The organism is Streptomyces sp. NPDC050508 (genome assembly GCF_040655155.1).
Lineage (GTDB): Bacteria > Actinomycetota > Actinomycetes > Streptomycetales > Streptomycetaceae > Streptomyces.
Genome location: NZ_JBFAJJ010000037.1, coordinates 1 through 24,228, shown reverse-complemented (window position 1 = coordinate 24,228; position 24,228 = coordinate 1). Strand labels below are relative to the sequence as shown.

24 protein-coding genes are annotated in these 24,228 nt (G+C 69.9%); 11 read left to right on the top strand and 13 right to left on the bottom strand.

Annotated elements, in window-relative coordinates:
• Positions 1-24 precede the first annotated feature (24 nt).
• Positions 25-1,179, bottom strand: a complete 1,155-nt coding sequence (locus AB0I69_RS48065) for an MFS transporter (protein ID WP_363102211.1) — start codon at positions 1,177-1,179, stop codon at positions 25-27.
• Positions 1,180-1,299: 120 nt separating this feature from the next.
• Between AB0I69_RS48065 and AB0I69_RS48060 the strand changes: the two genes are divergently transcribed.
• Positions 1,300-2,082: a helix-turn-helix transcriptional regulator gene (locus AB0I69_RS48060; protein ID WP_363102189.1), complete on the top strand. Its 783-nt coding sequence runs from the start codon at positions 1,300-1,302 to the stop codon at positions 2,080-2,082.
• A 12-nt stretch (positions 2,083-2,094) separates the two neighbouring features.
• Here the strand turns inward: AB0I69_RS48060 and AB0I69_RS48055 are convergent, their stop codons facing one another.
• The 5 genes from AB0I69_RS48055 to AB0I69_RS48035 all read right to left on the bottom strand — a co-directional run bounded on the left by AB0I69_RS48055 (position 2,095) and on the right by AB0I69_RS48035 (position 7,203).
• Complete coding sequence (locus AB0I69_RS48055; RefSeq protein ID WP_363102188.1) at positions 2,095-2,889, bottom strand: CmcI family methyltransferase; 795 nt, start codon at positions 2,887-2,889, stop codon at positions 2,095-2,097.
• Between the two features lie 841 nt (positions 2,890-3,730).
• Positions 3,731-4,774, bottom strand: coding sequence for a cellulase family glycosylhydrolase (locus tag AB0I69_RS48050; RefSeq protein ID WP_363102187.1), 1,044 nt, complete (start codon positions 4,772-4,774; stop codon positions 3,731-3,733).
• A gap of 396 nt (positions 4,775-5,170) precedes the next feature.
• Positions 5,171-5,998 (bottom strand): SAM-dependent methyltransferase, encoded by an 828-nt coding sequence (locus tag AB0I69_RS48045; protein WP_363102185.1) that lies wholly within the window; start codon positions 5,996-5,998, stop codon positions 5,171-5,173.
• Positions 5,999-6,082: 84 nt separating this feature from the next.
• On the bottom strand, positions 6,083-6,334 hold the full coding sequence (locus AB0I69_RS48040) for a DUF397 domain-containing protein (protein ID WP_363102184.1): 252 nt from the start codon (positions 6,332-6,334) through the stop codon (positions 6,083-6,085).
• The gene (locus AB0I69_RS48035) at positions 6,331-7,203 is read right to left on the bottom strand and encodes a helix-turn-helix transcriptional regulator (protein ID WP_363102183.1); all 873 of its coding nucleotides are present in this window, start codon (positions 7,201-7,203) and stop codon (positions 6,331-6,333) included. Before AB0I69_RS48035 ends, AB0I69_RS48040 begins: the two co-directional genes overlap by 4 nt.
• 240 nt (positions 7,204-7,443) lie before the next feature.
• Here AB0I69_RS48035 and AB0I69_RS48030 point away from each other — a divergent pair, with 240 nt between their 5' ends.
• Complete coding sequence (locus AB0I69_RS48030) at positions 7,444-7,890, top strand: ATP-binding protein (RefSeq protein ID WP_363102182.1); 447 nt, start codon at positions 7,444-7,446, stop codon at positions 7,888-7,890.
• Between the two features lie 42 nt (positions 7,891-7,932).
• Here the strand turns inward: AB0I69_RS48030 and AB0I69_RS48025 are convergent, their stop codons facing one another.
• A complete protein-coding gene (locus AB0I69_RS48025; RefSeq protein ID WP_363102181.1) occupies positions 7,933-9,201 on the bottom strand; it encodes a SpoIIE family protein phosphatase in 1,269 nt (422 codons plus the stop codon).
• Positions 9,202-9,403: 202 nt separating this feature from the next.
• On the opposite strand from AB0I69_RS48025, the gene AB0I69_RS48020 reads away from it, so the two are divergent.
• From AB0I69_RS48020 to AB0I69_RS48005, 4 genes are all read left to right on the top strand, one after another.
• Positions 9,404-10,219 (top strand): SAM-dependent methyltransferase, encoded by an 816-nt coding sequence (locus AB0I69_RS48020; RefSeq protein WP_363102180.1) that lies wholly within the window; start codon positions 9,404-9,406, stop codon positions 10,217-10,219.
• A 124-nt stretch (positions 10,220-10,343) separates the two neighbouring features.
• On the top strand, positions 10,344-11,222 hold the full coding sequence (locus AB0I69_RS48015) for an RNA polymerase sigma factor SigF (protein ID WP_363102179.1): 879 nt from the start codon (positions 10,344-10,346) through the stop codon (positions 11,220-11,222).
• A gap of 139 nt (positions 11,223-11,361) precedes the next feature.
• The gene (locus AB0I69_RS48010; RefSeq protein WP_363102178.1) at positions 11,362-11,937 is read left to right on the top strand and encodes a hypothetical protein; all 576 of its coding nucleotides are present in this window, start codon (positions 11,362-11,364) and stop codon (positions 11,935-11,937) included.
• Between the two features lie 147 nt (positions 11,938-12,084).
• Positions 12,085-12,723: a TetR/AcrR family transcriptional regulator gene (locus tag AB0I69_RS48005; RefSeq protein ID WP_363102177.1), complete on the top strand. Its 639-nt coding sequence runs from the start codon at positions 12,085-12,087 to the stop codon at positions 12,721-12,723.
• 3 nt (positions 12,724-12,726) lie between these two features.
• On the opposite strand, the gene AB0I69_RS48000 is transcribed toward AB0I69_RS48005, so the two are convergent.
• Positions 12,727-13,539, bottom strand: coding sequence for a DUF2993 domain-containing protein (locus tag AB0I69_RS48000; RefSeq protein ID WP_363102176.1), 813 nt, complete (start codon positions 13,537-13,539; stop codon positions 12,727-12,729).
• 9 nt (positions 13,540-13,548) lie between these two features.
• The gene (locus tag AB0I69_RS47995; protein WP_363102175.1) at positions 13,549-14,157 is read right to left on the bottom strand and encodes a TetR/AcrR family transcriptional regulator; all 609 of its coding nucleotides are present in this window, start codon (positions 14,155-14,157) and stop codon (positions 13,549-13,551) included.
• Between the two features lie 108 nt (positions 14,158-14,265).
• Here AB0I69_RS47995 and AB0I69_RS47990 point away from each other — a divergent pair, with 108 nt between their 5' ends.
• A complete protein-coding gene (locus AB0I69_RS47990) occupies positions 14,266-15,921 on the top strand; it encodes an MFS transporter (RefSeq protein WP_363102174.1) in 1,656 nt (551 codons plus the stop codon).
• A 126-nt stretch (positions 15,922-16,047) separates the two neighbouring features.
• Complete coding sequence (locus AB0I69_RS47985; RefSeq protein WP_363102173.1) at positions 16,048-17,094, top strand: YbhN family protein; 1,047 nt, start codon at positions 16,048-16,050, stop codon at positions 17,092-17,094.
• A gap of 23 nt (positions 17,095-17,117) precedes the next feature.
• Here the strand turns inward: AB0I69_RS47985 and AB0I69_RS47980 are convergent, their stop codons facing one another.
• Complete coding sequence (locus AB0I69_RS47980) at positions 17,118-17,900, bottom strand: glucose 1-dehydrogenase (RefSeq protein WP_363102172.1); 783 nt, start codon at positions 17,898-17,900, stop codon at positions 17,118-17,120.
• 87 nt (positions 17,901-17,987) lie between these two features.
• Here AB0I69_RS47980 and AB0I69_RS47975 point away from each other — a divergent pair, with 87 nt between their 5' ends.
• Entirely contained in the window at positions 17,988-18,839 is an 852-nt protein-coding gene (locus AB0I69_RS47975; protein ID WP_363102171.1) for a helix-turn-helix transcriptional regulator, read from the top strand.
• A 6-nt stretch (positions 18,840-18,845) separates the two neighbouring features.
• On the opposite strand, the gene dmpG is transcribed toward AB0I69_RS47975, so the two are convergent.
• Genes dmpG through mhpD form a run of 3 tightly spaced genes read right to left on the bottom strand, consistent with a single transcriptional unit; the run spans position 18,846 to position 21,642 of the window.
• Positions 18,846-19,862 carry a 4-hydroxy-2-oxovalerate aldolase gene (gene dmpG / locus AB0I69_RS47970; RefSeq protein WP_363102170.1) on the bottom strand — a complete coding sequence of 339 codons (1,017 nt, stop codon included), beginning with the start codon at positions 19,860-19,862 and terminating at the stop codon, positions 18,846-18,848.
• Positions 19,859-20,794, bottom strand: a complete 936-nt coding sequence (locus AB0I69_RS47965) for an acetaldehyde dehydrogenase (acetylating) (RefSeq protein WP_363102169.1) — start codon at positions 20,792-20,794, stop codon at positions 19,859-19,861. The genes dmpG and AB0I69_RS47965 overlap by 4 nt, the downstream gene beginning before the upstream one ends.
• Positions 20,791-21,642, bottom strand: a complete 852-nt coding sequence (gene mhpD / locus AB0I69_RS47960; RefSeq protein WP_363102168.1) for a 2-keto-4-pentenoate hydratase — start codon at positions 21,640-21,642, stop codon at positions 20,791-20,793. The genes AB0I69_RS47965 and mhpD overlap by 4 nt, the downstream gene beginning before the upstream one ends.
• A 106-nt stretch (positions 21,643-21,748) precedes the next feature.
• Between mhpD and AB0I69_RS47955 the strand changes: the two genes are divergently transcribed.
• Complete coding sequence (locus AB0I69_RS47955) at positions 21,749-22,498, top strand: IclR family transcriptional regulator (protein WP_363102210.1); 750 nt, start codon at positions 21,749-21,751, stop codon at positions 22,496-22,498.
• Positions 22,499-22,557: 59 nt separating this feature from the next.
• A complete protein-coding gene (locus tag AB0I69_RS47950) occupies positions 22,558-24,114 on the top strand; it encodes a hypothetical protein (RefSeq protein ID WP_363102167.1) in 1,557 nt (518 codons plus the stop codon).
• Positions 24,115-24,228: the final 114 nt, after the last annotated feature.

The window sequence follows — 24,228 nt, the reverse complement described above, 5'->3', positions numbered from 1 at the left end:
AACCTGTGGCGGCGCATCACGTATTCAGGGGGTGGTGGGGGGTGTGTCCTCGGCGGGCACCGGTTCGTCCTGGACGGGTTCGCGCAAGAAGGCGGAGAGCAGCATCGCGAGCACCGGCACGGTGGCGAGTACCGCGAGTGCGCCTCGGGGACCGTAGTGGGTCGCGATGATGCCCAGCAGCGGCATGAACAGTCCGCCGGCGCTCATCGCGAGGCCCAGAGTGACGCCGGCGGCGGTCCCGGGCCGGCTGGGCAGGTAGTCCTGGCCGAGCTTGATGAGGACGGCGAACGGGATGTTCGAGATCAGGCCGACCAGCAGCGCGAGTGGCAGCGCGGCGTATTTGTCGTCGCAGATCAGCATGAGCCACAGGGCGGGCAGCATGGCCGCGTTGCCGATCTGTACGGTGCGCACCATGCCGATGCGGTCCGCCAGTCGCCCGCCGAGCAGCGTGCCGGCCACACCGCCGCCGAGTTCGAGTGTCAGGGCGAGACCGCCGAGGCCGCTGCTCGCTTCCAGGTGGCGGATCCAGTACAGGGAGATGAAGGTGTTCAGCCCGGTCGAGATGGTGGACCGCACGATCTCGACGGCGGTCAGGGCCGCGAACCGGCCCGGCCGGTCCTTGCCCTGGCGCGGCACCTTCTTGACCGCCGTATCCGACGTGCGGTTGTGGTGGCGCAGCAGGACGAAACCCATGAGGACGGCCGGTGGGACGAAGAGCGCGGTCGCGCCCATCCCGAGGTTGTCCAGGGCCGGCGTGACCAGCGCCGGGGCGACGAAGAACCCCACGCTGCCGCCTGCCGCGAAGTAGCTCATCGCGGTGGCGCTGCCCCCGGCCGCACGGCGTGCGTCGCGCCCCGCGGGCGGATGGAACATCGAGACACCGACACCCGCCATCAGCAGGAGAGCGAAAACCAGCGGGTACGAGGGCGTGAGTCCGGACATGCCCGCCCCGATGCCCGCCAGGCCTACCCCCAGCGGCGACATCCAGCGCAGCCGGAACCGGTCGGCAAGCAGTCCGATCGGCACCTGCGGCAGTGCACTGCCGAGCGTCGCGGCCAGCGCCAGCCCCGAAGCCTGCACGTAACTGAAGTCGCGCTGCAGCACGAAGTAGGGGACCGCGGCGGGTACGAGGCCCTGGTAGAAGTCGTCGACGGCATGGGCGGCGGCCCAGATCCGCATCCGACGCCAGTGCCCGGGCGGACCACCCGCCTCACGGGGCGTACTTGTTTCCTGGATCGTTGTCACACACTCACGATGGACAGGAACACCCCGGGCGCGCTTCCCGTATTCTGCCTATCCATGTCGCAGATCCGCCACGAGCCCGTCGCGCCGACCACCACCCGGTTCCTCGGTGGCGGCGAGACCATCGACCGGCACCGCCACGACGACCACCAGCTGATCTACGTCAGCTCGGGCGTCCTCGCGATCACTACGGAACACGGCTCCTGGATCGCCTCCAACGACCGCGCCGTGTGGGTTCCGGCGAACACCTGGCACGAACACCGCTTCTACGGCCGGAGTCGCTTCCACACCATCGGCTTCCCCGCCCACGGCAGGACGCCCCCGCTCGACGCCGAACGCCCCACGGTCATCGCCGTCGACGCTCTGGTGCGCGAACTGCTCATCGCGCTCACCGGCACCCCCCTTACCGGCACCACCCTCACGCAGACCGAGACCCGGCACATCGAGGCAGTGCTGCGCGACCGACTACGCCGCGTGACAGCCCAGCCCGTCGCCCTGCCCGCAGCCCGCGACCAACGACTGGCCGACGCCTGCCGCCTCGTCGAAGAAGACCTGCACCAGCCCTGCACCCTCGCCCAGCTCGCCGGCCGTGTGCACACCAGCGAGCGCACCCTCTCCCGCCTCTACCGCGACGAGTTCGGCATGACGTTCCCTCAGTGGCGCACCCGTGTCCGGATCTTCACCGCGATGGTCATGCTCGCCGAGGGCGCCACCGTCACCGACACCGCCCACGCCTGCGGCTGGGCGACAACCAGCGCCTTCGTCCAGACCTTCGCCCAGACGGTAGGCATCACCCCCGGTACCTACCGCGCAGGCATGGACAAGCCCCAGCAGGGATGACGGGCAAACCTGTTACTTCGGGTGTGTTACGGAGTCGGGAGCGGAAGTCGTGTCGGCTCTGCGGCGCAGCCACATGTTGCGGCAGGAGATTCCGTATCTGTCCAGGTCCGACCTGTCCTGGAAGAATTCCCCCTGATCGCTGGAAAGCCAGTCCTTTACCGCCGACACGACTCCGCCGGTCTCGCCCGGGGGCTTTATGTGTACGCACAGTTCCGGGGAATCTATTACGCCGTCCTCGACCACGAAAAAACCGTCCTCGGGGATGAACCGGGAGTAGTGACTCAGTGCCGCGAAGGTGGTCTCGTAGGCGTGTCGGGTGTCCTCCACCACGAGGCAGCGTGCGCCCTGGGGAATGCACTCGGCGACTTGGGAGCTGGTGTCCGGATCGAGTATGTCTCCTTCCAGCAGGGTGATGTGTTCGGCATAGCGGCTGTCGGCCGCGGCCAGGACGTCATGGGTGGCCTTCTGGGAGAGGTCGACGGAGATCACGCGGATGTCCGGGGGAACCAGACCGTATGCGGCCAGGGTTTGCAGTCGATCCCGGAACCACAGCGCCGAGCCGCCCGAGTGGGTGCCGAGTTCCACGACGACCTGGGCCCGGGAAAGCCACAGCAGATGCTCGAACATCCGCAGATCCTCGGGGAATTTCATGAGACGGACGCCGGCGTACGAATCATGAATATGCTGGCCCACGCGATCCTGCCAGTAGGTCAGTAGGCTCCCCTCGGCAGGGGCTTCCACCTTGGGAGGAAGTGATTCGGGGTCCTCCACGTGGGGCGGAAGTACCAGTGATTCCTGGTCGGGCATTGCTTTTCCCGTCTGTAAGGATGCAGAAGGAGTAAAGAGGAATTCGTCAATGGCCAACGGCAGCGTCACGTGTGTGGTCAGTGCGGTCTTTCGGGCGTTGGACCTATTGATCGGCAGAGTCGTTCGCCGGCTGCGGGGTCACCAGCGCCGTGGGATGCGACGGCTGGTCCGGAGCCTCGCCGCCGGCCCGCTAAGTGGAGAACCTAGCACCACTTAGAGTCGACCGAAAAGCCTTTCCTGGAGACTGGTGCGCCTTGTAGGCAATGAATATTGCCTACAAGGCGCGTTTGGTGACATAGGCCCTTGCGGGCGAGGTGGGCGGGGGGGAAGAGGGCGAGTTTGCCATGTAGGCCGCGTAGTCGCGGCGGGGATCCTGCGCCGCCCGGTGGTCGACGCTCGACGCTCGCCGGGCGCGTGCCTGCCCCTCGTCACCGGTGACTCAGGAACTGGCCAGACAGCAGTCAACTGCCGCCGCTGCGAAGCTTCGTGGGTGAGGCGGGTGCGAGGCGAACAGGTGGTTGGCGAATGCGTCGACCGCGAAGGCGGACTCGAAGTCGGAGGCAACCGCCTCGACGACCCCGTCTCCCAGTTCGCGATGGCCCATCCTGCCGGGCGGCGTGCGGCGTGATGCTCACCCCGTTCGCGACCGGCCCTGCCCTCGCCGACCGCTTCCTACGTGCACTCGCTCCCAGGTGGACCGGACCCGTGGTCGCCCGTTCGCCGACACCTGCGGCCCGGGCATCAGCCCGAACTCCGATACACCGTAGGGCCGTTCACCCCAGGATGCGCGGCCTGATCCGTGTCCCCCGCGTGCTGGAAGACACGGATCAGGCAACCGGAGTCAGGACTTGACGGGCTTTCCGCGGCCCCAGGCCCAGGCGAGGCGGTCGGCGCCGGACTGGTTGGTGGTGACCAGCCAGGGGCGGGCCGCGTCGCCGATGAGCTTCTGGATCGAGTAGGTGTCGTCGGTGCGCAGGCCGGGCCAGTAGACGGAGCCCATGCCGAGCTCGCGGAAGACGTCGGTGTCGGCCTGGATGAAGTTGACCGAATTGTCCGCGGGCGTCGGCACGTTGTAGTTCAGGCCCGTCGTCATCGGGGCGCCGAACTCGTCGGCCACGGTGCGGTTCGCGCAGTCGCCGAGGCGCACCTTGAGGTCGCTCACCCACTGGTCGTAGGTGGCGTAGTCCTTCCAGAAGCCGTAGTGGTGCAGCGAGAGGTACGTGCCCTTGAGGCGGGGGTCGGCGCAGACCGTGGTGACGTGGTCGTTGTAGCCGGCGCCGCTGACGAAGACGCGGTTGCGCGGCACCGAGGAGTAGGTGTCCAGCCACTTGGCGGCGAGGTCGGCCCACTCGGTGTCGGTGTAGCCGTGCGGCTCGTTCATCGGCTCGAAGTAGACCCGCTGGTTGTGCTGGTACGTCTTGACCACGGTGTTCCACATGGGCCAGTACGTGGCGGGGTCGTCGATGAAGCCGTCCTTGTTGGCGCCCGTGCCCTCCCAGTACGAGACGATGACCTTGAAGCCCTGCGCCGTCGCCGCGTCGATCACCCCGCGGTAGGACTTCCAGTAACTGCCGTTCACCGTGTACGGGTTGATGGGCAGCCGCACCGTGTTCGCGCCGAGGTTGGCGCGGAACGCCGCGATCACCCGGGTCGCCTTGGCGTACGTCTGGGCGTAGGTGTCCGTGAGCGACAGGCCGGACAGGACGACCGGGTCGTCGGCGTAATTGTCGCGCGGGTCGGCCCAGTTGACGCCCTTGAACTGGGACGTGTTCGTGCTCGGCGCGGCGGAGGCGGGGCTGCCGGCCAGAGTGGTGCCGGTGACCGCGGAGATCGCGACGGCCACGAAGGTGGCCCGCAGGCGGGTTCTGGCGGGGATGGTGCGCATCGACTTGCCCTTTCAGGAATGGCGACTCCGCGCATGGCGAGGCCTGCGCGCGGCTGAGCGGCCGTCGGAACGGATACCGGGCGGGACGGGTGATGTCGGCTCGTCGTCCCGAGTCCCGGTGGGCTCGGTGGTGGTGGGGGAGTAGGGGCACGGTGGGCCCTGCTCGCCGGGAGCCTCCTGTCCTCCCTCCTCCACCGGCCGCGACGCGGTGTTTACGTAAACATCCTGCGGTCGGAACGCCGACGGGATCTGTCGGACGGGCCGACCCTGGGGATGTTTACGCAAACATGGCGGCGCCGGAATCGTGGCATCCGGCACCGCCATCGTCAAGGTTTCCCGCACGTAACGTCATTGGTCTCCTACGACGATCTCCAACGACGGCCTCCTGCGACGGGTCTACGGCTTGATGCCCACCCCGGTCCACAGGCTGACCTCGGCGTCCGTCGGTGGCTCAGCCGTGATGCTGTCCTCGTCGGCGGCGTCGGGGCGCCAGCGATGGCCGACGGCGATGCCGGGGTCGAGCAGTTCGAGCCCGGTGAAGAAGCGGGAGACGTCCTTCTGGGAGCGGAACTGCACCGGTGTCCCGGCATTGTTGTAGATCGAGGTCACCTTCTCCCAGGTGGTGGGGTCGAAGTCGGGCGTGCAGTGGCTCACGGCCAGGGCGCTGCCCGAAGGGAGAACCGACAACAGGCGGGCCACGATCCCGTACGGGTCCTGGGCGTCGGTGACGAAGTGCAGAAGCGCGTTGAGGGACAGCGCGATCGGCTGGTCGCGGTCGAGTACGGCGGCCAGTTCGGGGGCGTTGAGCAAGGTGTCCGGGTCGTTGACGTCCGCCTGGACGTACGTCGTGCGGCCCTGTCGGGTGCTGCGCATCAGGCGCTCGGCGTACTTGAGGACCAGGGGGTCGTTGTCGGCGTAGACGACCCGGGCCTCGGGGACCACGGCTTGGGCGACCTGGTGCAGGTTCGGCTCGGTGGGGATGCCGGTGCCGATGTCGAGCCACTGGCGGATGCCGTGCTCCCTGGCGAGGACGCGGGTGGCCCGGTGCATGAACGCGCGGTTCTCGCGGGCGCAGACGAAGATGGCGGGGTAGGCCGCCGCGACCGTTTCCGCCGCCTGCTTGTCGACCTCGAAGTGGTCCTTGCCGCCCAGGTAGTAGTCGTACATGCGGGCGGAGTGCGGCCTGCTGGTGTCGATGTCCCGCGCGGCGCTGGGGTTGGTCATGCTCTCCCTCTCAAGTGGTGTGCATCGGCGTCTCGGGCAGGTCGCAGCCGGGCCGGCTCCAATTCCCCACGCCTGTGGTCTGGTTCAGCCGGCCATCAGATGGTCGGCCAGGCCGCGCTTCACTCCGGCGACGAACGCGGCCATCTCCTGCGGCGTGTAGATCAGCGCGGGTCCTGCGGGGTCGGTCGACTGGCGCAACGCGACACGGCCGTCGGCGAGTTGCTTGGTTTCCACGCACTGACCCCCGTTGGGACCGCTCCAGGGGCATTCCCAGCCCTGATCGCCGAGGTTCGACGCGGGCATCCCGTTGTAGACCGTGTTGTCGGTGGTGGTCATGAGTACTCCTTGCGCATGCGGTTCAAGAGCGCCCTGCTGTCCGCGGACGAGGTCAGCAGCGACATCCTGTTGTGCGCTTCCAGATGGGCCACGACGTCGGATCGCTGGTCCAGGTACATGGAGGCGGAGAGGATCTCGCTGTAGACGACGTCGGGCAGCTCCGGTTCCTCGAACCGGAAATAGGTAAAGGGTGCGCACGCCCCTACGTGGGCACCCGCCGAGAACGGGACGATGTCGACACTGACGTGGTCCAGTTCCGAGACCTCAAGGAGCCGGTCTATCTGGTCCCGCATGACCGCGGGACCGCCCACCACCCGGTGGAGCACGGCTTCTTCCAGCACCGCCCACAGCGTGGGCGCGTCCGGCCTCTCCAGCAGACTCTGTCGGCGCAGACGTAACTGCACCCGCCGTTCGAGGTCCTCGTCGTTGTCGTTCGGGAAGCCGCCACTCAGCACGCCACGCGCGTAGTCGTATGTCTGGAGCAGCCCCGTGACGTAGTGGGGCTCGTAGGTACGGAGGGTCTTGGCGCCGGTCTCCAGGCTCACGTAGGCGGTGAACCAGCCGGGCAGCACATCACGGTAGTCGTGCCACCAGCCGGGCTGGTTGGCGCGCTCGGCGAGGGCGACGAACTCCTCGATCTCCTGCCGGTCGGCGCCGTAGGTCTCCAGCAGCTTCTCGACGTAGAGAGGCTTGAGGCCGACCTCGGCCTTCTCCAGGCGCCGGATGGTCAGGGACTTCACCCGCAGGGCCCTGGCGGCATCCTCCAGGGACACGCCCGCACCCTGCCTCCGCTCCTGCAGCCGTCGGCCGAGGATCATGCGGAGAACCGTGGGTGCACTGGCGCCGGTGCCCGAACGAGCTTCGCTCACGCCCAACCTCCTGAGGGACTGTCACCGGCGTTAGTCTGACAGCGACTTGCTGATGTCGCCAGACAGATTCCGTCGTTCTGAAATTATCAGGGAGTCGGTTGCAGCTTGAACTGACCTATGGGCATAGTTACTTGTGTCAGCGATCTAGGCTTGTCGCCGGAACACCCCCATTCCGGCATATGTGTTGCTGTCGAGCCGCGTCTCCCGCCTGCGCCCGCCCCCGATGGAAGGCGAACCACCGTGTCCCCCCACACGACTCCCTCCCCGCAGCTTTTAGACGTCGCCAGCCCGGACCTGGCGCACTGGCTGGAACTTCCGGCGCACCGCTCCGGCGTCAGGGTCGCCCGCCATGCCATGGGCGCGCAGCTGGCCAAATGGCAGGTGCCCGAGAGCGTGCGTGACGATGCCGTGCTGCTCATCTCCGAGTTGGCCACCAACGGCGTGTGCCACACCCCCAGCGCCCGGCTCCTGTGCGGGATCGGGCTGGTCGACGACCGCTGTCTGCGCATAGAGGTGCACGACCACGACTATGCGGGCAGCAGCCTGTCCCGTTGCGAACCGTGCGACGACGACGAGAGCGGGCGCGGGCTGTTCATCGTGCAGGCGATCGCGGACACGTGGGGTGTCGACCGGTCGGCGCTCACCGGCGGAAAAGCCGTGTGGGCGACCCTCTTGACCGGCCTCTGACGAGAGGCGCACAGGGAGGGGGCGAGGACGTCCGCGGCCTGTTCAGGTGGTCGCGGGCGTCAACTCGGCCAGCAGCAGCGTGCGGTCGTCGGCCCCGGGCGCCGCGGACGGCGCGCGCAGCAGCCGTTCGCACAGCGAGGGGAACGCGTCCGGGCCGCCGGCGGCCGTGTCCAGGGCCCGGGCCAGACCGGCGATCTCCTGGTCGATGTCGGCGTGCCGGGACTCGACCAGCCCGTCGCTGTAGAGCAGCAGCAGGGACGGTTCGGAGACGGTCAGCACGGTGGCCTCGTAGTTGCCGGTGCCGAGTCCCAGGGGCAGTCCCGCGCTGGCGAGTGTGACCGGTGCGGCCGGTCCGTCCGGGCCACGCAGCAGCGGGGGAGGGTGGCCGGCGCCGACGAGGGTGCAGGAGTGCGCCTGGGCGTCCCACTCGGCGTAGATGCAGGTCGCGAAGGACGCGCCCGGGGTGTCGTAGGCCAACTCGTCGAGTCGGCGCATCAGTTCGGCCGGTTCCATGTCGAGCCGGGCCAGCGTGCGCACCGCCGTACGCAACTGGATCATGGCTACGGCGGATTCGGGTCCGTGCCCCATCGCGTCGCCGACGACCAGGCCGACCCGGCCGCCGGGGCGTGGCAGGACGTCGAACCAGTCGCCGCCGATGATGTTGGCCTGGCCGGCGGGCAGATAGCCGTGGGCGATGCGGCAGCCGTGGAACGCCAGGGCCGGGTCCGGGAGCAGGCTGTTGCGGATGGCCAGCGCGGTGCGGCGCTCCCGTTCGTAGCGGCGCGCGTTGTCCAGGGCCACGCTGGCCCGGGCCGCCAGCGACTCCACGGCCACGGCCTCGCCGGGCAGGAACGGGTCCCGCTCCGGGCCGCGCGTGCAGGCGACGAACCCGACGGTGGCGCCGCGCAGTTGGAGCGGCACGACGAGGAACGACGCCGTCCCCAGCAGGTCGTCTATGCGTTGCGCGTCCCCGCCCGCGGAGGCCAGCAGCCGCTCGGAGGTGTGCTTGTCCACTCCGTCGAGAACCTGCGAGTGACCGCTGGCGAGGGCGCGCGCGTACGGGGTCTCGCGCGGAAAGACGACCACCTCGCCGACCGGTAGCACACCCTCCCAGCTCTCGGGCGCCTCCGTGCCCACCCGCACCGCCAGCCGACGCGCCTCGATCTGGGGCGGATCGACGGCGAGGTAGGCGGTCTCCTCCAGAACCCACCGCTCCAGCAGATACACCGACGCCGCGTCGCAGAACCCGGGCGTCAGCGCGTGCACGACATGGCTGCCGGTCAGCCGCAGGTCGAGCTCCGAGCCGATCACGTCCGCGGCGGGGGCGAAGGCCTGCCTGCGGCGTGGGGGCCCGGCAGGGGGTGCGTCACCGTGGTGACTGCGCGGTTCGTTCCGCAGGGTCGTGCCTTTCCGGGTGGGGACCGGCCGCGTGGCGAGGGAGGCAAGCGGTCTGCCGTGCTTTCGTCGGCAACTATATGATGACGCGTCAAGGATCATCGGGCGAAAGGGAGTTGTGGTGCCGGGTAGCGGAGGTCTGCCGCAGGGGATCGATCCCGACAAGGCGAGTGTCGCCCGGATGTACGACGCGATGCTGGGCGGTGAACACAATTTCGCCATAGACCGCGAGGCAGTGGCCGCGTTCACGGCGATCGACCCCCAGGTGCGCACCCTGGCCCGCGCCAACCGCGACTTCCTCGGCCGGGCGGTGCGCTTCCTGATCGCGTCCGGGGTACGGCAGTTCATCGACCTCGGCTCGGGCATCCCCACCCAGGGCAACGTCCACGAGGTCGCGCAGGCGGCCCGCCCCGGAGCCCGCGTGGTCTACGTGGACAACGACCCGGTCGCCGTGGCCCACAGCACCTCCCTCCTCGCCGGCAACCCGGACGCGGACATCGTCGACGGCGACATCCGGCGGCCGGCCGACGTCCTGTCCTCGCCGCAGGTACGGAAGTTGATCGACTTCGAGCAGCCCGTCGCCGTACTGATGATCACGATCCTGCACTTCGTCGCACCCGCGGAGGACCCGGCCGGCATCGTCGCCGCGTTCCGCGACGCGTTGCCCGACGGCAGCTGGCTGGCCATGAGTCACGCCACCAACGAGGACCGCCCGGACACGGCGGCGGCCGTGGGCAAGTTGTACAGCGCCAGGGCCACTTCGCCCGTCACGGCCCGTTCCCACGACGAGATCCTCGGGCTCTTCGACGGCTTCGACCTCGTCGCCCCCGGCCTGACCTACGTCCCTCTGTGGCGCCCGGACCCGGCGGACGAGATCCCGGAGAACCCGTCGGAGTACTGGGTCTACGCGGGCGTCGGCCGCAAGAGCGTGTGAACACGGGCTACCGCCGAAAACGAGGTGTGCGCCCCGGATTTGGCCGAATGAGGGGGAGTGAGTCACGTGAACCGGGGCAGAGGGCTCATGTCGGCAGTTCGTTCGGACGAATGGGGTGGACGTTATGGGAGCCGTGACGGCAGCGAAGGCAGCGGCCACGGCAGGGCAGCGGGTGGCGGCAGAGGGGTCCCTCCCGTTGATCGCCGAGCCGTCGAAGGTGAGCCCGAAGGACGCGCGTGAACTGTCGCGCCAGTTCTTCGACCGGCTGACCTCGCTGGAGGAGGGCACCCACGAGTTCCAGTACGTGCGCAACACCCTGATCGAGATGAACCTCTCCCTCGTGCGCTACGCGGCGGCGCGCTTCCGCAGCCGCAGCAACAACGAGATGGAGGACATCGTCCAGGTCGGCACGATCGGACTCATCAAGGCGATCGACCGCTTCGAACTCTCCCGCCAGGTCGAGTTCACCTCGTTCGCCGTCCCCTACATCGTCGGCGAGATCAAGCGCTTCTTCCGCGACACCAGTTGGGCCGTCCACGTGCCGCGCCGCCTGCAGGAAGCCCGCGTCGAGCTGGCCAAGGCGACCGAGGAACTGCGCTCCCGGCTCGGCCGTACACCCACCACCCGGGAACTGTCCGAGCTGATGTGCCTGACCGAGGAAGAGGTCATCGAGGCCCGCAAGGCGTCCAACGGCTACACCTCCTCCTCGCTCGACGCGGCGCTCAGTGCCGACGCCGGCGCCGAGGGCGAGACCGTGCTGGCCGACGTCATCGGCGAGGAGGACCCGGGGATGGAACTGGTCGACGACCTGAGCTCCCTGGCTCCCCTGATCGCCCAACTCGACGAGCGCGAGCGGCAGATCATCCACATGCGCTTCGTCGAGGAGCGCACCCAGGCCGAGATCGGCGAGGAACTCGGCATCTCCCAGATGCACGTGTCCCGTCTCATCAGCCGTATGCTCCGGCGCCTGCGCGCGGGGCTGCTCGATCCCGCGGTCGCCTGACGGGCCGTCCGGGCCCAACAATCCGGTCTGTTGGGTGCCGTCACCCTCCCCGGACGTCCGTTCCGCGGCACTCTCGTACCGTGGCCGGGCCGGCCTCCGATGTCGGTCCGGCCGTAGTGGGCTGCTGGAAGGGGGAGTTGTGGCATGGCGGAGTGAGGAGTTCGGGGAGTCCCACGAGGGCATCGTGGGTGCGACCCTCGCCGACGGCAGTGAGCCCAAACCGGTGTATCTGGACGTGGGCAGTGGCAGCAACATGTTCCAGACGTGTGAGTGGTGGGCGTACAACGGCTGGCTGGGCCGCCCCAAGGCGGGCGCCTGGCGGGCCTCCTGCGCGTGCGGTTGGCGTGGGGAGAGCCATCCCATCGACTGGGAGCAGGTGGAGGATCACGATCTCGACGACCTGGACACGTCCGCCGCGTACGACGACTGGTGGGAACACATCCTCGCGGTCGAACGCCGGACGGTGCCGCTGCCGGACGAACTCTCCGACCTGATGGAGCAGTTGGAGGAACGCCTCGACACGCTCGCCGAGACGGCGCCGGTGGCCGCGCTGAAGGCGGTGGCCATGCTGGAACGCATGGCGGGCCGGGTCGGCAGAGAGGCCGCCTACGGGGCGCGGGCCGACGACGTGTCGGGTGAGGCACTCGGCAAGGCGCTGGGACTCAGCGTGAACAGGGCCCGCTCCCGGCTCGACCGTTACCTGCGCAGCTACTGAGCGGCACGGCCCGCACGCCGATCTCCGCCGAGGGGAGATCGGCGTGCGGCTGTGCCGTCGCGATGCCGTTCGACCGGGGGACGCGTGCCAGACTGGACGCACCGCTCACGCCTGCTCCGTCATTCCCGCACTTCACCGAGGTTGTCCGTGACCAAGCCCCCGGCCCGAGTCCCCCAGCGACGCAACGCGCGCTCCAACCGGGAACGCATCCTGGCCACGGCCCGGCGGGAACTCGGCCGGAACCCGGACATCACCCTGGAGGAACTCGCCCGCGCGTCCGGCGTGGTGCGACGCACCCTGTTCGGGCACTTCCCCGGCCGGGAGGCGCTGCTGGAGGCGCTGGCCGAGGAGGCGTCGGAGGCTCTGCGGGGCGTGCTGTCCGCCGACCCGGCACCGTCCGGTCCGGGGGCGGAGCCGGCCGAGCGGTCGTTCGCACGTTTCGTGCTGTCGATGTGGACCGTGGGGGACCGCTACCGGCTCCTCCTGGCGCTGGCCCGCCGTGACCTGGGCCAGGAGCGCGTCACCGAGATCCTGGCCCCGGCCCGCCGCGCGGCCACCACCATCCTGGACCGAGGACAGCGCGACGGCGTCTTCCACACCCAACTGCCGCCCGCCGTGCTGAGCGCCGGCCTGGAAGCCCTGACGATCGCCCTCCTCGAAGAGGTCAATTCCGGTGAACTGGAGGACGACGGGACCCAGGCGACGATCGCCGCGCTCATCGCGGCCGGGGTGCCGGAGAAGCAGGCACGGATCGTGGTGGACGAGGTCGCGCCCACGGAGGGCTGAGTATCAAACGCCCTTCCCGTAGGGCGAGTTGACCTGCGCGCCCCCGTTCCGTGACCCGTCGGCCGACCGGAAGGTGACCGACTCGCCCGTCAGCCGGGCGACCAGCCCGCTCTCCGTCGCGGTGACCGACCGCAGGCGCAGGCCCTGAGGGATGTTCCGGAGCTGGATCGGCTGTGCGAAGACCTGGCCGAGCGCCGCACCTCCCACCCCGGGCAGTGGACCGCCCGTGACCTGGAAGTCCTTGAAGGCGATGCGGTTGCCGGACAGCACCGAGACGGTCGCCGTCACGGTGACGGCGTCGCCGGTGGGCACGGGGACGCTCGCGCGCACCTGGCCGGGACGGGTGCCCCGCGAGATCTCCGGTCCCAGGGCGTCGGACAGGTCCGGGTAGGACAGCAGGGCGGTGGCCTGCGCCGAGCGGGCCAGTGCCTCCGTGTCGTCGTCGGATTTCCTCAACTCCGTCAGGCGGAGGGAGAGTTCGGTCACCGGCAATGGGCCGGTGGCATCGCTCGCGGGTATGTCGTGCGCGGTGATGTCCACCTGCCGCAGGGTGCCGGAGGCCAACTGCGTCAGCACCGGGAAGCCCCGCACGCGGACCTGTGGCGCCGACGGGGTGCGCATCCCCTCCTGGAACTCCTCGGCCGTACGAGACTCCACCCGCGTCCTCGCGAGGCGGTCGACGGTGACGGGCACGAGGAGCAGGGCGAGCAGTGCGCCGACGGCGATCACGACCGGTCGCCGGTTTCGCCGGGGCGGGCGCGCGTCCCCGGGCTCGTATGCGGGGACGGTGGCGTCGGCGTGGTCGTACGGGTGCACGGGTCTCCTTCAGTGGGACGGTCGCAGACGGTGGACCGTGGTGGCCGCGAGGTCGGGTCCGACGCCCGCGGCGATCAGGGCCGCGGTGGTGGCGGCCGTGCCGTCGTCGGTCCAGCGGCCGGAGTTGACGGAGTCGAGCAGCGACAGTACGAGTGCCTCCACGGCCCTGGTGAGGGGGACGGGCGGGACGGCGGTGTGGAAGACACCCTGGTACTGGCCCTGGGCGAGGATCCGGGCGACCGTGTCACGGGCCGGGCCGAGCAGTGCGTCGACCGCGTCGGGGTCGAGGTCGCGGTGGGCGAGGGTGATGAGCATGCGGCAGCGGTCGCCGACCGGCCACAGCGTGAGGACGAAGTGGGCCAGGGCGGTCACGGCGTCCGGCGTCGGCGCGCGGGCGGCGGCGCTCGCGCGCCGTACCGCCTCCCCGGCGTCCGCGGCGAGGCCGTGGACGAGCGCGGCCCGCCCGGCGAAGTGCCCGTAGATGGTGCGCCGCGCCACGCCCGCGGCCTCGGCGATGTCACCGAGGCCGCTGTCGGGGTCGCGGCCCAGTTCCCGCCGGGCCGCTTCCAGGATGCGGGCGCGGGTGGCCTGCGCCTTGGCGCTGCTGCGACTGATCACCTCGACACCTCCTGAAGGGCCGGCCCGCCTCGGCATAGTTGCACATTGGTGGGCAATAAAATAGCCTGCACATCAGTGAGCAATTAATGTCCCGCCTAGGAGCCCTCGATGCCGCTCTTCGCCACCACACCCGTCGACAAGATGGCCGGGCCGTACGCACGGCGCTGGTCGGCCCTGATCGTGCTCTGTCTGAGCCTGCTGATCGTGGTCATGGCGAACACCTCGCTGATCGTGGCCGCTCCGGACATGACCACGGACCTGGGCCTGAGCAGCAGCGATCTGCAGTGGGTCATCGACGGCTACACCGTCCCGTACGCCGCACTGATGCTCGTGCTGGGCTCGATCGGCGACAAGTACAGCCGTCGCGGCGCGCTCGTCACCGGCCTGGTGATCTTCGCCGGCGGATCGGTGACGGGCAGCCTGGTCCACGAGACAGGACTGGTCATCGCGGCCCGCGCGATCATGGGTGTGGGCGCGGCGGTGGTCATGCCGGCCACGCTGTCCCTGCTGGTCGCGATCTTCCCCAAGCGTGAGCGGGCCCGCGCCATCACGGCCTGGACCGCGACCTCGGGCCTCGCCATCGCCGTCGGCCCACTGGTCGCGGGCTGGCTCCTTGAGGACCACGCCTGGGGCTCCACGTTCCTGATCAACGTCCCGATCGCCGTCGTCGCGGTGGTCGGCGCCCTGATCCTCGTACCGCCGTCCAAGGCGGACACGACGGCCCGCATCGACTACGTGGGCGGTCTGCTCTCGATCGTCTCGGTCGGCAGCCTGGTCTACGCGATCATCGAGGGCCCGCACTTCGGCTGGGGCACGGGCCCCGTCACCGCGGCCGTCGTCGCCGCCGTCGGTCTGCCCGCCTTCGTGGCCTGGGAGTTGCGCCACCCGCACCCCATGCTCGACGTCCGCAAGTTCGCACAGCGTCCCTTCAGCGGCTCGATGGCGGCGGTCCTGTTCTTCTTCTTCGGCACCTTCGGCGCGATCTACTACGCCACGCAGTTCCTCCAATTCGTCCTCGGCTACGACGCGTTGGAGACCGGTGTACGACTGCTGCCGCTGGCCGGTGCCGTGTTCCTCGGCGCCGCGGTCACCGGGCGGCTGACCCCCAAGCTCGGCATGAAGCCGATGGTGGTGACCGGCATGGTGCTCGGGACCGTGGGCGTCCTCCTGCTCACCCAGGTCGACAAGACCTCCACCTACGGCGACTTCCTGCCGACGATGCTGCTGCTGGGCTTCGCGATCGGGCTCAGCGTCTCCCCGGCCACGGACACGATCATGGGCTCCTTCCCGGAGAACGAGCTGGGCGTCGGCGGCGGCGCCAACGACACCGCGCTCGAACTGGGCGGCTCCCTCGGTATCGCCATCCTCGGCTCGCTGCTGGGCACCAGCTACAAGGACAGGCTGACCGACCTGGTCGGCGGCCACCTCCCCGCCGCCGCGCTGGACACCGCCAAGGACTCGGTGGGCGGCGGCCTGGCGGTCGCCCAGGAGATCGCGAAGACCCCCTCCGCCGGACCGCAGCAGGCACAGGCCCTGGTCGACGCCGTGCACGAGGCCTTCGCCCACGGTGTCGCACAGACCAGCCTGGTCGGCGGGATCATCATGGCCGCCGGGACGCTGATCGTCCTCGCGGTCCTGCCGGGGCGCCGTGCGACCACCGAGTCCGAGCCCGAGCAGTCGGAGAAGGCGGAGGGCGACCGCGACCAGGAGCACGCCGACTCCGTGCAGGGGGCACGCTTCGATAGGTCGGACCATCGTGGATAAACTGGCGCAGTTCCGCCTCGGCGCTCTCTCCCTCTCTTTTTCCCTCGCAGAACACCGTCCCCGCATGGGGCGGTGCCGGGACCGCCGGCGGCTGCGGCTCACTCCACGAAATCGACGGTCCTGCCTGTGCACGCTCCGGACACCACCGCCACCGAACCCGCCGACGCGACCCCGCGCCGCACCCGACGCTGGTTGCGGCCGGTGGTGATCACGGTCCTGCTCGCCCTGTTCACCACCGAACTGGTCCTGGGATGGCCGTCGTTGGCCGCCGCCCTGTCGCAGTTGCGCGCACCGCGACTGAACTGGTTCGCCGTCGCGCTCGTCGCCGAGGTGGCCGCCATGGGCTGCTACGCGCGCATGCAGCGCCGACTGCTGCGCTCCGCCGGCGTGGACGTACCGATCCAACGGCACGTCGCCCTGGCCTACGCCGCCCACTCGCTGAGCGCCACCCTGCCCGGCGGCCCGGCCTTCTCCACCCACTTCAACTACCAGCAGATGCGCCGCTTCGGAGCCACGCCCGCCATCGCCTCCTGGTGCATCGCGCTGTCCGGCATCCTCTCGGCGGCGGCCCTGGCCGTCGTCACCGCGATCTCCGCGATCGCCTCCGACGGCAGCCTCCAGTGGCACAGCCTCGTCACCCTCGGCCTGGCCGTGCTCCTGCTCACCGTCGGCATCCGGCGCATCACCCGCCACCCCGAGAAGGTCGAACCGGCCACCCGCGCCGCGCTGGCCCGGGTCAACCGGCTGCGGCACCTTCCCGAGAACCAGGGCCTGGACCGCATCCGCGGCTTCGTCGAGCAGCTCCGTACGGCCCGGCTGGAACCCCGGCACGCCGTCGCCGCCGCCGTCTTCGCCGTGCTCAACTGGCTGCTCGACGCGGGCTGTCTGTGGCTGTGCTTCCACGCCATCAGCGACACGCAGATCAGCAACGCCCAACTGCTGCTCGCCTTCTGCGCGGGCATGGCCGCCGGGACCCTCACGATCATCCCGGGCGGCCTCGGCCTCATCGACAGCGCGCTGATCCTGGGGCTGGTGACCGGCGGCGTCGCGACCAGTACCGCCATCGCCACGGTCGTGCTCTACCGGGTCATCAGCTTCGGGTTCATCATCGGGGTCGGCTGGATAACGTGGCTGATCATCCGCCGCCACAACCGCCGTGAAGCGGCCGTCTAGCGTTTCACCGAGCTGCCCGACCGTCAGGCCCGTGCGCCCCCGTCGACCCGCAGGACGGTGCCGGTCACGAAGGAGGCGCGGTCGCTGAGCAGCCAGGCCGCCGCCTGGGCGATTTCGTCGGGTTCGGCCATGCGCCCCAGCGGAGTGTGCGTGATGCGTTCCAGGAGACCGGGAGAGTCCGCTTCCCAGGTCCGGATCATCTCGGTCAGCGTGCCGCCGGGGGCGATGGCGTTGACCCGGATGCCTTCCGGGCCGTAGGTGATGGCGGCCGACTCGGTGAGGCTGTTGACCGCGCGCTTCATCGCGCCGTAGGCGGGCAGTTCGGGGTTGCCCATCAGACTGCCGACGGAGGAGTTGTTGACGATGGCGCCGGTTCCCGCGGTGGCGCGGATCGCGGCGACCTGGGCGACCATGGCCAGCCAGACGCCCTTGAGGTTCACGTCGTAGATGTGGTCGAAGTCGCTCTCCGGCAACTCGTCCATCGGGCCCGGGCGTTGGATCGTCGCGCCGTTGTTGAAGGCCACGTCGAGTCGGCCGTACAGGTCCACGGTCCGGTCGACGGCCGTGCGCACGCTGGTCGCGTCGGCCAGGTCGCACACCACGTAGTCCGCGGTGCCGCCTGCCTCCCGGATTTCGTCGGTGACCGCCTTCAGCTGGGCCTCCGTCCGGGCCGCGAGCAGCACGCGGGCGCCCTCCCGGGCGAACAGCCGCGCCGCCGCCGCGCCGATACCGCGTCCGGCGCCGGTGACGAAGGCGATCTTGCCGGCCAGCAGACCGAGGGAAGGGGAAGTGGGTGTGTTGTTCATGGCAGTGAGCCTGCGCCCGTCCCCGGGGCTGATCCAGGCACCGGCAGTACCTGGCTGGACCGGCCGCCTCCCGTACACACTGGGGGAGTGGATCGACGAGAACTGGCCGACTTCCTGCGCAGCAGGCGCGAGCGGATCACCCCCGGCGAGGTGGGGCTGCCGGCGGGACCGCGGCGCCGTACCCCGGGACTGCGCCGCGAGGAGGCGGCGCAGCTGGCGTTCATCTCGACCGAGTACTACACGCGGCTGGAGCAGGCCCGCGGCCCGCACCCCTCGCGCGAGGTACTGGCCGGACTGGCCCGTGCCCTGCGCCTGACGGACGCCGAGCGTGACCACCTCCACCACCTGGCGGGCGTACCGCCGGGCCCGCCGCCCGGTCCCTCGCGCGAGGTGCGGCAGAGCATCCTCGACCTGTTGCACCGGCTGCCGCAGGCCGCCGCGATCGTGGTCTCCGCGACGCACGAGGTGATCGCCTGGAACGACCTGGCCGCCGCCCTCATGGAGGACTTCTCGGCCGTGCCGCGCCGCGACCGCAACCTGCTGCGCCGCGTCTTCCTCGGCCCGCATCCGCAAGGGCAACGCCTGTACGGCGTGTCGGACGCCGACACGTTCGGCCGCCGCGCGGCACAGGACCTGCGCGCCGCCGCCGCCCGCTACCCCGACGATCCGGAGCTGACCGAGCTGGTGAGTGAACTCCTCGCCGGAAGCGAGGAGTTCGCCCGGCTGTGGGCATCCCACGACGTGTCCACCGCGCCCACTCTGCGCAAGACCTTCCAGCATCCACTGGTCGGTCCCGTCACCGTCAACTGCGACGTGCTCGACCTCTCCGACCGGGACCAGCGGGTCGTGATCTACACCGCCGTCCCCGGCTCACCGTCCGAGGGCGCCCTGCGGCTGCTGTCGGTCATCGGCACGCAGCGCATGGACACGACCCCCTGACCCCGATCAGCTCTCCGTACGTGCAAGGAGGTCCAGCGCGATGTCGGTGATCATGTCCTCCTGGCCGCCGACCATGGCCCGCCGCCCGGCCTCGACCAGGATGCTGCGCGTGTCGAGGCCGTAGCGGGCGGCGGCGGTCTCGGCGTGGCGCAGGAAGCTGGAGTACACGCCCGCGTAGCCGAGGCTGAGGGTCTCGCGGTCCACCCGGACCTCACGGTCCTGAAGGGGTCGTACGAGATCGTCGGCCGCGTCCATGAGGGGGAACAGGTCGCAGCCGTGCTTCCAGCCCATCAGGTCGGCGACCGCGACGAACGCCTCCAGCGGACAGTTGCCCGCGCCCGCGCCCTGGCCCGCGAGGGAGGCGTCGACGCGTACCGCGCCGCCCTCGACCGCGACGACCGTGTTGGCCACGCCCAGCGCGAGGTTGTGGTGGGCGTGGATGCCCAACTCGGTCTCCGGGGCGAGGACTTCGCGGTACGCGCGGAAGCGGTCCCGGACCCCGTCCATCGTCAACCGGCCCCCGGAGTCGGTGACATACACGCAGTGGGCGCCGTAGGACTCCATGAGCTTGGCCTGGCGGGCGAGTTCGGTGGGCTCGGCCATGTGGGACATCATCAGGAACCCGGCCACATCCATGCCCAACTCCCGCGCGGCGGCGATGTGTTGGGCGGAGATGTCGGCCTCGGTGCAGTGCGTGGCGACCCGTACCGAGCGGATGCCCAGCGCATGGGCCTGCTTCAGGTCGTGGACGGTTCCGATGCCGGGCAGCAACAGCGTTGTGGGGATCGCCTGTTGTACGACGCCGGTGACGGCCTCGATCCACTCCCAGTCGGTGTGGGCGCCGACGCCGTAGTTGATGCTGGAGCCGGCCAGTCCGTCGCCGTGCGCGATCTCGATCGCCGCCACTCCGGCCGCGTCCAGAGCTGCGGCGATCGCGCGGGCCTGGTCCACGGTGTAGCGGTGCCGTACGGCGTGCATGCCGTCCCGCAGCGTGACGTCCTGGACGTAGAGGGACGTGGTCACTCGGCTGCCTCCTTGCTGGTGCGGGCGGCCATGCGTTCCGCGGTGCGCAGCGCGGCCGAGGTCATGATGTCCAGGTTTCCGGCGTAGGCGGGGAGGTAGTGGGCGGCGCCCTCGACCTCCAGGAACACTGACACCTTCAGCAGTTCGCCCGCGCCCGGTGCGAGGGTGCGCAGCGGGTCGTCGGCGGCCACCGTGTCGTACTGGACCTTCTGCTTGAGGCGGTAGCCGGGCACGTACGCCTGGACGCGGCCGACCATCTCCTCGACGGACGCGGTGACCGCCTCGGTCGCGCAGTCGGAGACCAGGCAGTGCACGGTGTCCCGCATGATCAGCGGGGGTTCGGCCGGGTTGAGGACGATGATCGCCTTGCCGCGTGCTGCGCCGCCGACCACCTCGATGGCCTGGGAGGTGGTCTCGGTGAACTCGTCGATGTTCGCGCGGGTGCCCGGTCCGGCCGAGCGCGAGGCGATGGACGCGACGATCTCGCCGTAGTGGACCGGGGAGATCGCGCCCACGGCGGCGACGATCGGGATCGTGGCCTGGCCGCCGCAGGTGACCATGTTGACGTTCGGGGCGTCGAGGTGGGCGTCGCCGTTGACCGGCGGGACGACGTACGGGCCGAGGGCGGCCGGGGTGAGGTCGACGAGGGTGCGGCCCAGGGGCCGTAGCACCTCTTCGTGGTGGCGGTGGGCGCCGGCCGAGGTCGCGTCGAAGACGATGTCCACGTCTGCGAACTCGTCCAGTTTTACCAGTCCTTCGACACCCTCGTGAGTCGTGGCGACCTTGAGGCGGCGGGCGCGGGCCAGGCCGTCGGAGTCCGGGTCGATGCCTGCCAGTGCGGCGATCTCCAGGGTCTCCGACAGGCGCAGGACCTTGATGAGGAGGTCGGTGCCTATGTTGCCGGAGCCGATGATGGCGACCTTCGTGGTCACTTTCCGTCCCCTTCCGTGGCTTCGTCGGCTTCCTCGGCGAAGCGGACCCGTACCGAGCCCAGGTCCGAGATGCGGGCCTCGAAGGCGTCGCCCGGGGCGGCCGGGGTCATCGGGCCCAGGGCGCCGGTCAGCACGAGGTCGCCCGCGCGCAGCGGGTCGCCCCGCTCGGCGAGGGCCGAGGCCAGCCAGACGGCAGCGGTGAGGGGGCTGCCGAGACAGTCGGCGCCGGTGCCCTCGGAGACGGTCTCGCCGCCCCGGCTCATGGTCATCGTGACCGTGCGCAGGTCGACGGCGGTGAGCGGTACGGGGGTGGCGCCCAGGACGTACAGACCGCAGGAGGCGTTGTCGGCGACGGTGTCGACGAGGGAGATGTCCCAGTTCCGCACCCGGCTGTCGACGATCTCCAGCGCGGGCAGCGCGAAGTCCACCGCGCGCAGCACGTCCACGATCGTGCACTCGCGTTCCGGCAGATCACGGCCGAGGACGAGCGCGACCTCGGCCTCCACCTTCGGCTGGAGCAGTCGTCCGAAGGGCACCTCGCCGTCGTCCGGCACCGCCATGTCCGCGAACAGTGCTCCGAAGTCCGGCTGATCCACGCCGAGTTGACGCTGCACCGCCGGGGAGGTCAGGCCGATCTTGCGGCCGACGACGCGGCGGCCGGCGGCCAGGCCGCGCCGGACGTTCAGCTGCTGCACGGCGTAGGCGGTCTCCAGGTCGCCGTCGTCGAGCAGGTCGCGCACCGGCGGGCAGGCGACCCCGGTACGGGTGGCCTCCGCCAGCAGGTCGGCGGCCTTGACCACGGCCGGGGACACGGCGTCCGGACGGGCGCCGTCGGGCACGGTGGGCACGGGTTACCTCCTGGGAGAGAGCAGTGCGAGTACACCCTCGGTATAGACAGCATCCCCGCAAGGGGACAATGTTTGTTCCGTGACACGGAACAATGCGAGCGGCAGCATGCTGGAGAAGTCCGCGCTCATCCTGGACTGTTTCAGCCCGGACGGCGGTCCGTACCGCCTGTCGGAACTTTCGGAGCGCACCGGACTGCCCAAGCCCACGGTCCACCGGCTGGCCGCCGACCTCGTCCGGCTGGGCTGGCTGGAGCGCTCGGGCCCCCGATACCAGCTCGGCGCGAAGCTGTTCGAGCTGGGCTCGCTGGTGCCGCACCGGCGCGATCTGCGCGAGACGGCCCTGCCCTTCCTCCAGGACCTCTTCGAGGCCACCCGCGAGACCATCCACCTCGGCGTCCGCGAGGGCATGGAGGTGGTCTACCTCGAACGCATCCACGGCCACGAGGCCCTGCGGCTGCCCTCCCGCATCGGCGGCAGCCTGCCCCTGACCTGCACGGCCGTCGGTAAGGCGCTACTGGCCTTCTCCGGCGCCGAGTTGACGGAGGAGGTGCTGTCCCGCCCGCTGCCGAGCCTCACCCCGTACTCGATCACCGACCCGGCCCGCCTGCGCATGGCCCTGGAGAAGATCCAGGTCTCCGGCCTCTCCTACGAGGAACAGGAGGCCGCGTCGGAGGTGAGCTGCATCGCGGCCCCGGTGTTCGCCGGTGACACCGCGGTCGCCGCCCTCTCGGTCGCCGTACCGCGCGCCCGCTTCCGGCCCGCCCAACTCGCCCCGGCGGTACGCACGGCAGCGCTGGGACTGTCCCGTGTCCTGCGTGGTGGAGGGGCTGCGCGGACCCCACTGTCCTGGCGGTGAACCCGACCGTACACTGACAAGTCACGGTAACGGGGGCATTGTTGAGCGGGGGGAGAATCATGTCCGGGGATCAGTACGGGTCTGTCCAGGGGTTCGTCGTGCCACCGATGCCGTCGTCTCCACCACCCGCCCCGCCGGACCGACTCAGATCCGTCGCGGTCGGCCTCCTCAACCTCAGTGGTCTCGGGCTCGGTTACGCGCTGACGCGCCGCTGGCTGCTGATGGCGGTGTGCTGGGTCGCGACCATCGTTCTGCTGCTGGTGGCCCTGCCCGCAGACCCGGACGGCGTCTCGGGCGTCGTAGTCACTCTGTACGTCGTGTTCCTCGTACTCGCCGCCGTCCACGGCGCGTTGGTGGGCCTGCGCACCCGCCTCGCTTTGCCCTCGCCCACACCGGTCGCGGTCGTCCTCGGCCTGGTCCTGCTCGCCGTACCGGCCGGGGGAGTCGTCCTCTACGACAACGCCCGCGACGAGGCGACCCAGCAGATGCTCCTCGACCGGCTGGAGAAGGCCGACCAACTCGTCGCGGACTCGGGGAGGTTGCCGTTCTCGTCGGCCGAACCCCACTACCGGCAGGCGCTGGTCGCCTACGACGACCTCAGTACCGCGCACTCCGGTTCGCGGGCGGCCAAGCGTGTGCCCGATCGGCTGAAGACGTTCTACACGACGGTCGCCGGCGCCTACGCGCAGAAGAACTACTGTGACGCGATACCCCAGTTGAAGTACCTGCGGACCGTCCCCGGCACCATCAGCAAGAAGGAACTGGGCACGCTCACCACCTGGCCCGACGACCGGCTCGCCACCTCCCTGTACGAGTGCGGCTCCACCGGTCTTGCCGCCCAACGCGCGGACTGGTCGACGAACTTCGGCGATCTGCTGGCCACGTTCCCGCAGTCGTCCCAGGCGGGTCAGGTCGAACCGGCCGTCAAGTCGGCCGTCAGCCAGGCGGTGAAGGGTGTGACGGGTAGTCAACCATGCACAGCCGTCAGTGGGTTGGAGAGTCTCTCCACCCAGATCGGGAGTCTTCAGGGCGGTGGGGCGGGTGTGTCCGACGCGCTGAGCGCGGATGCCCAACAGGCGAGCAGCCACGCCGACTCCGGCGCCTATCAGTGCGGCGTCTACCAGTACAAGGACGGCGACTTCGACTCGGCGCTCTCCACGATGAACGACTTCGTGAAGAACAACACGCACGACAAGAACCGGACCCGGGCCAAGAAGATCGCCATCGCCGCCGAGGTGGCGCAGACGGTCCCGGCCGCAGGCAAGAAGCTGCCGACGACCGCGTCCGGCGGCAGCATCTCCGTCACCGTCAAGAACGACAGCCCCGACGACATCACGGTCCTGTACACCGGGCCGGTGACCGGGAGCTTCACGCTCAAGGGCTGCGGGAGCTGCACGTCGTATTCCCTCACCACCACCCTGCTGAAGGGGTTCAAGCCGTGCAGCTCCGGCAAGAACTACCCGCAGAAGACGATCAGTCTGCCGACCGGGACGACGTACTTCGTGCACCGTCCCGACAGTTCGACCGCGACGCCGGCCTCGGACACGGCCAAGCTCAGGTCGGGCTACATCTACACGGAGTGCGCCTACAGCACGGGGGCCTTCGGCACCGGATGACCGTACGGGGCTTGCGAGTTGAGGGCGGCGGGCGCCCCGGCACTTGGGTGTCGGGGCCGAAGCCGCGGACGGTGTGGATGTAGCAGTTGCTGCCGGCTGAAGACCTGGCCGGGC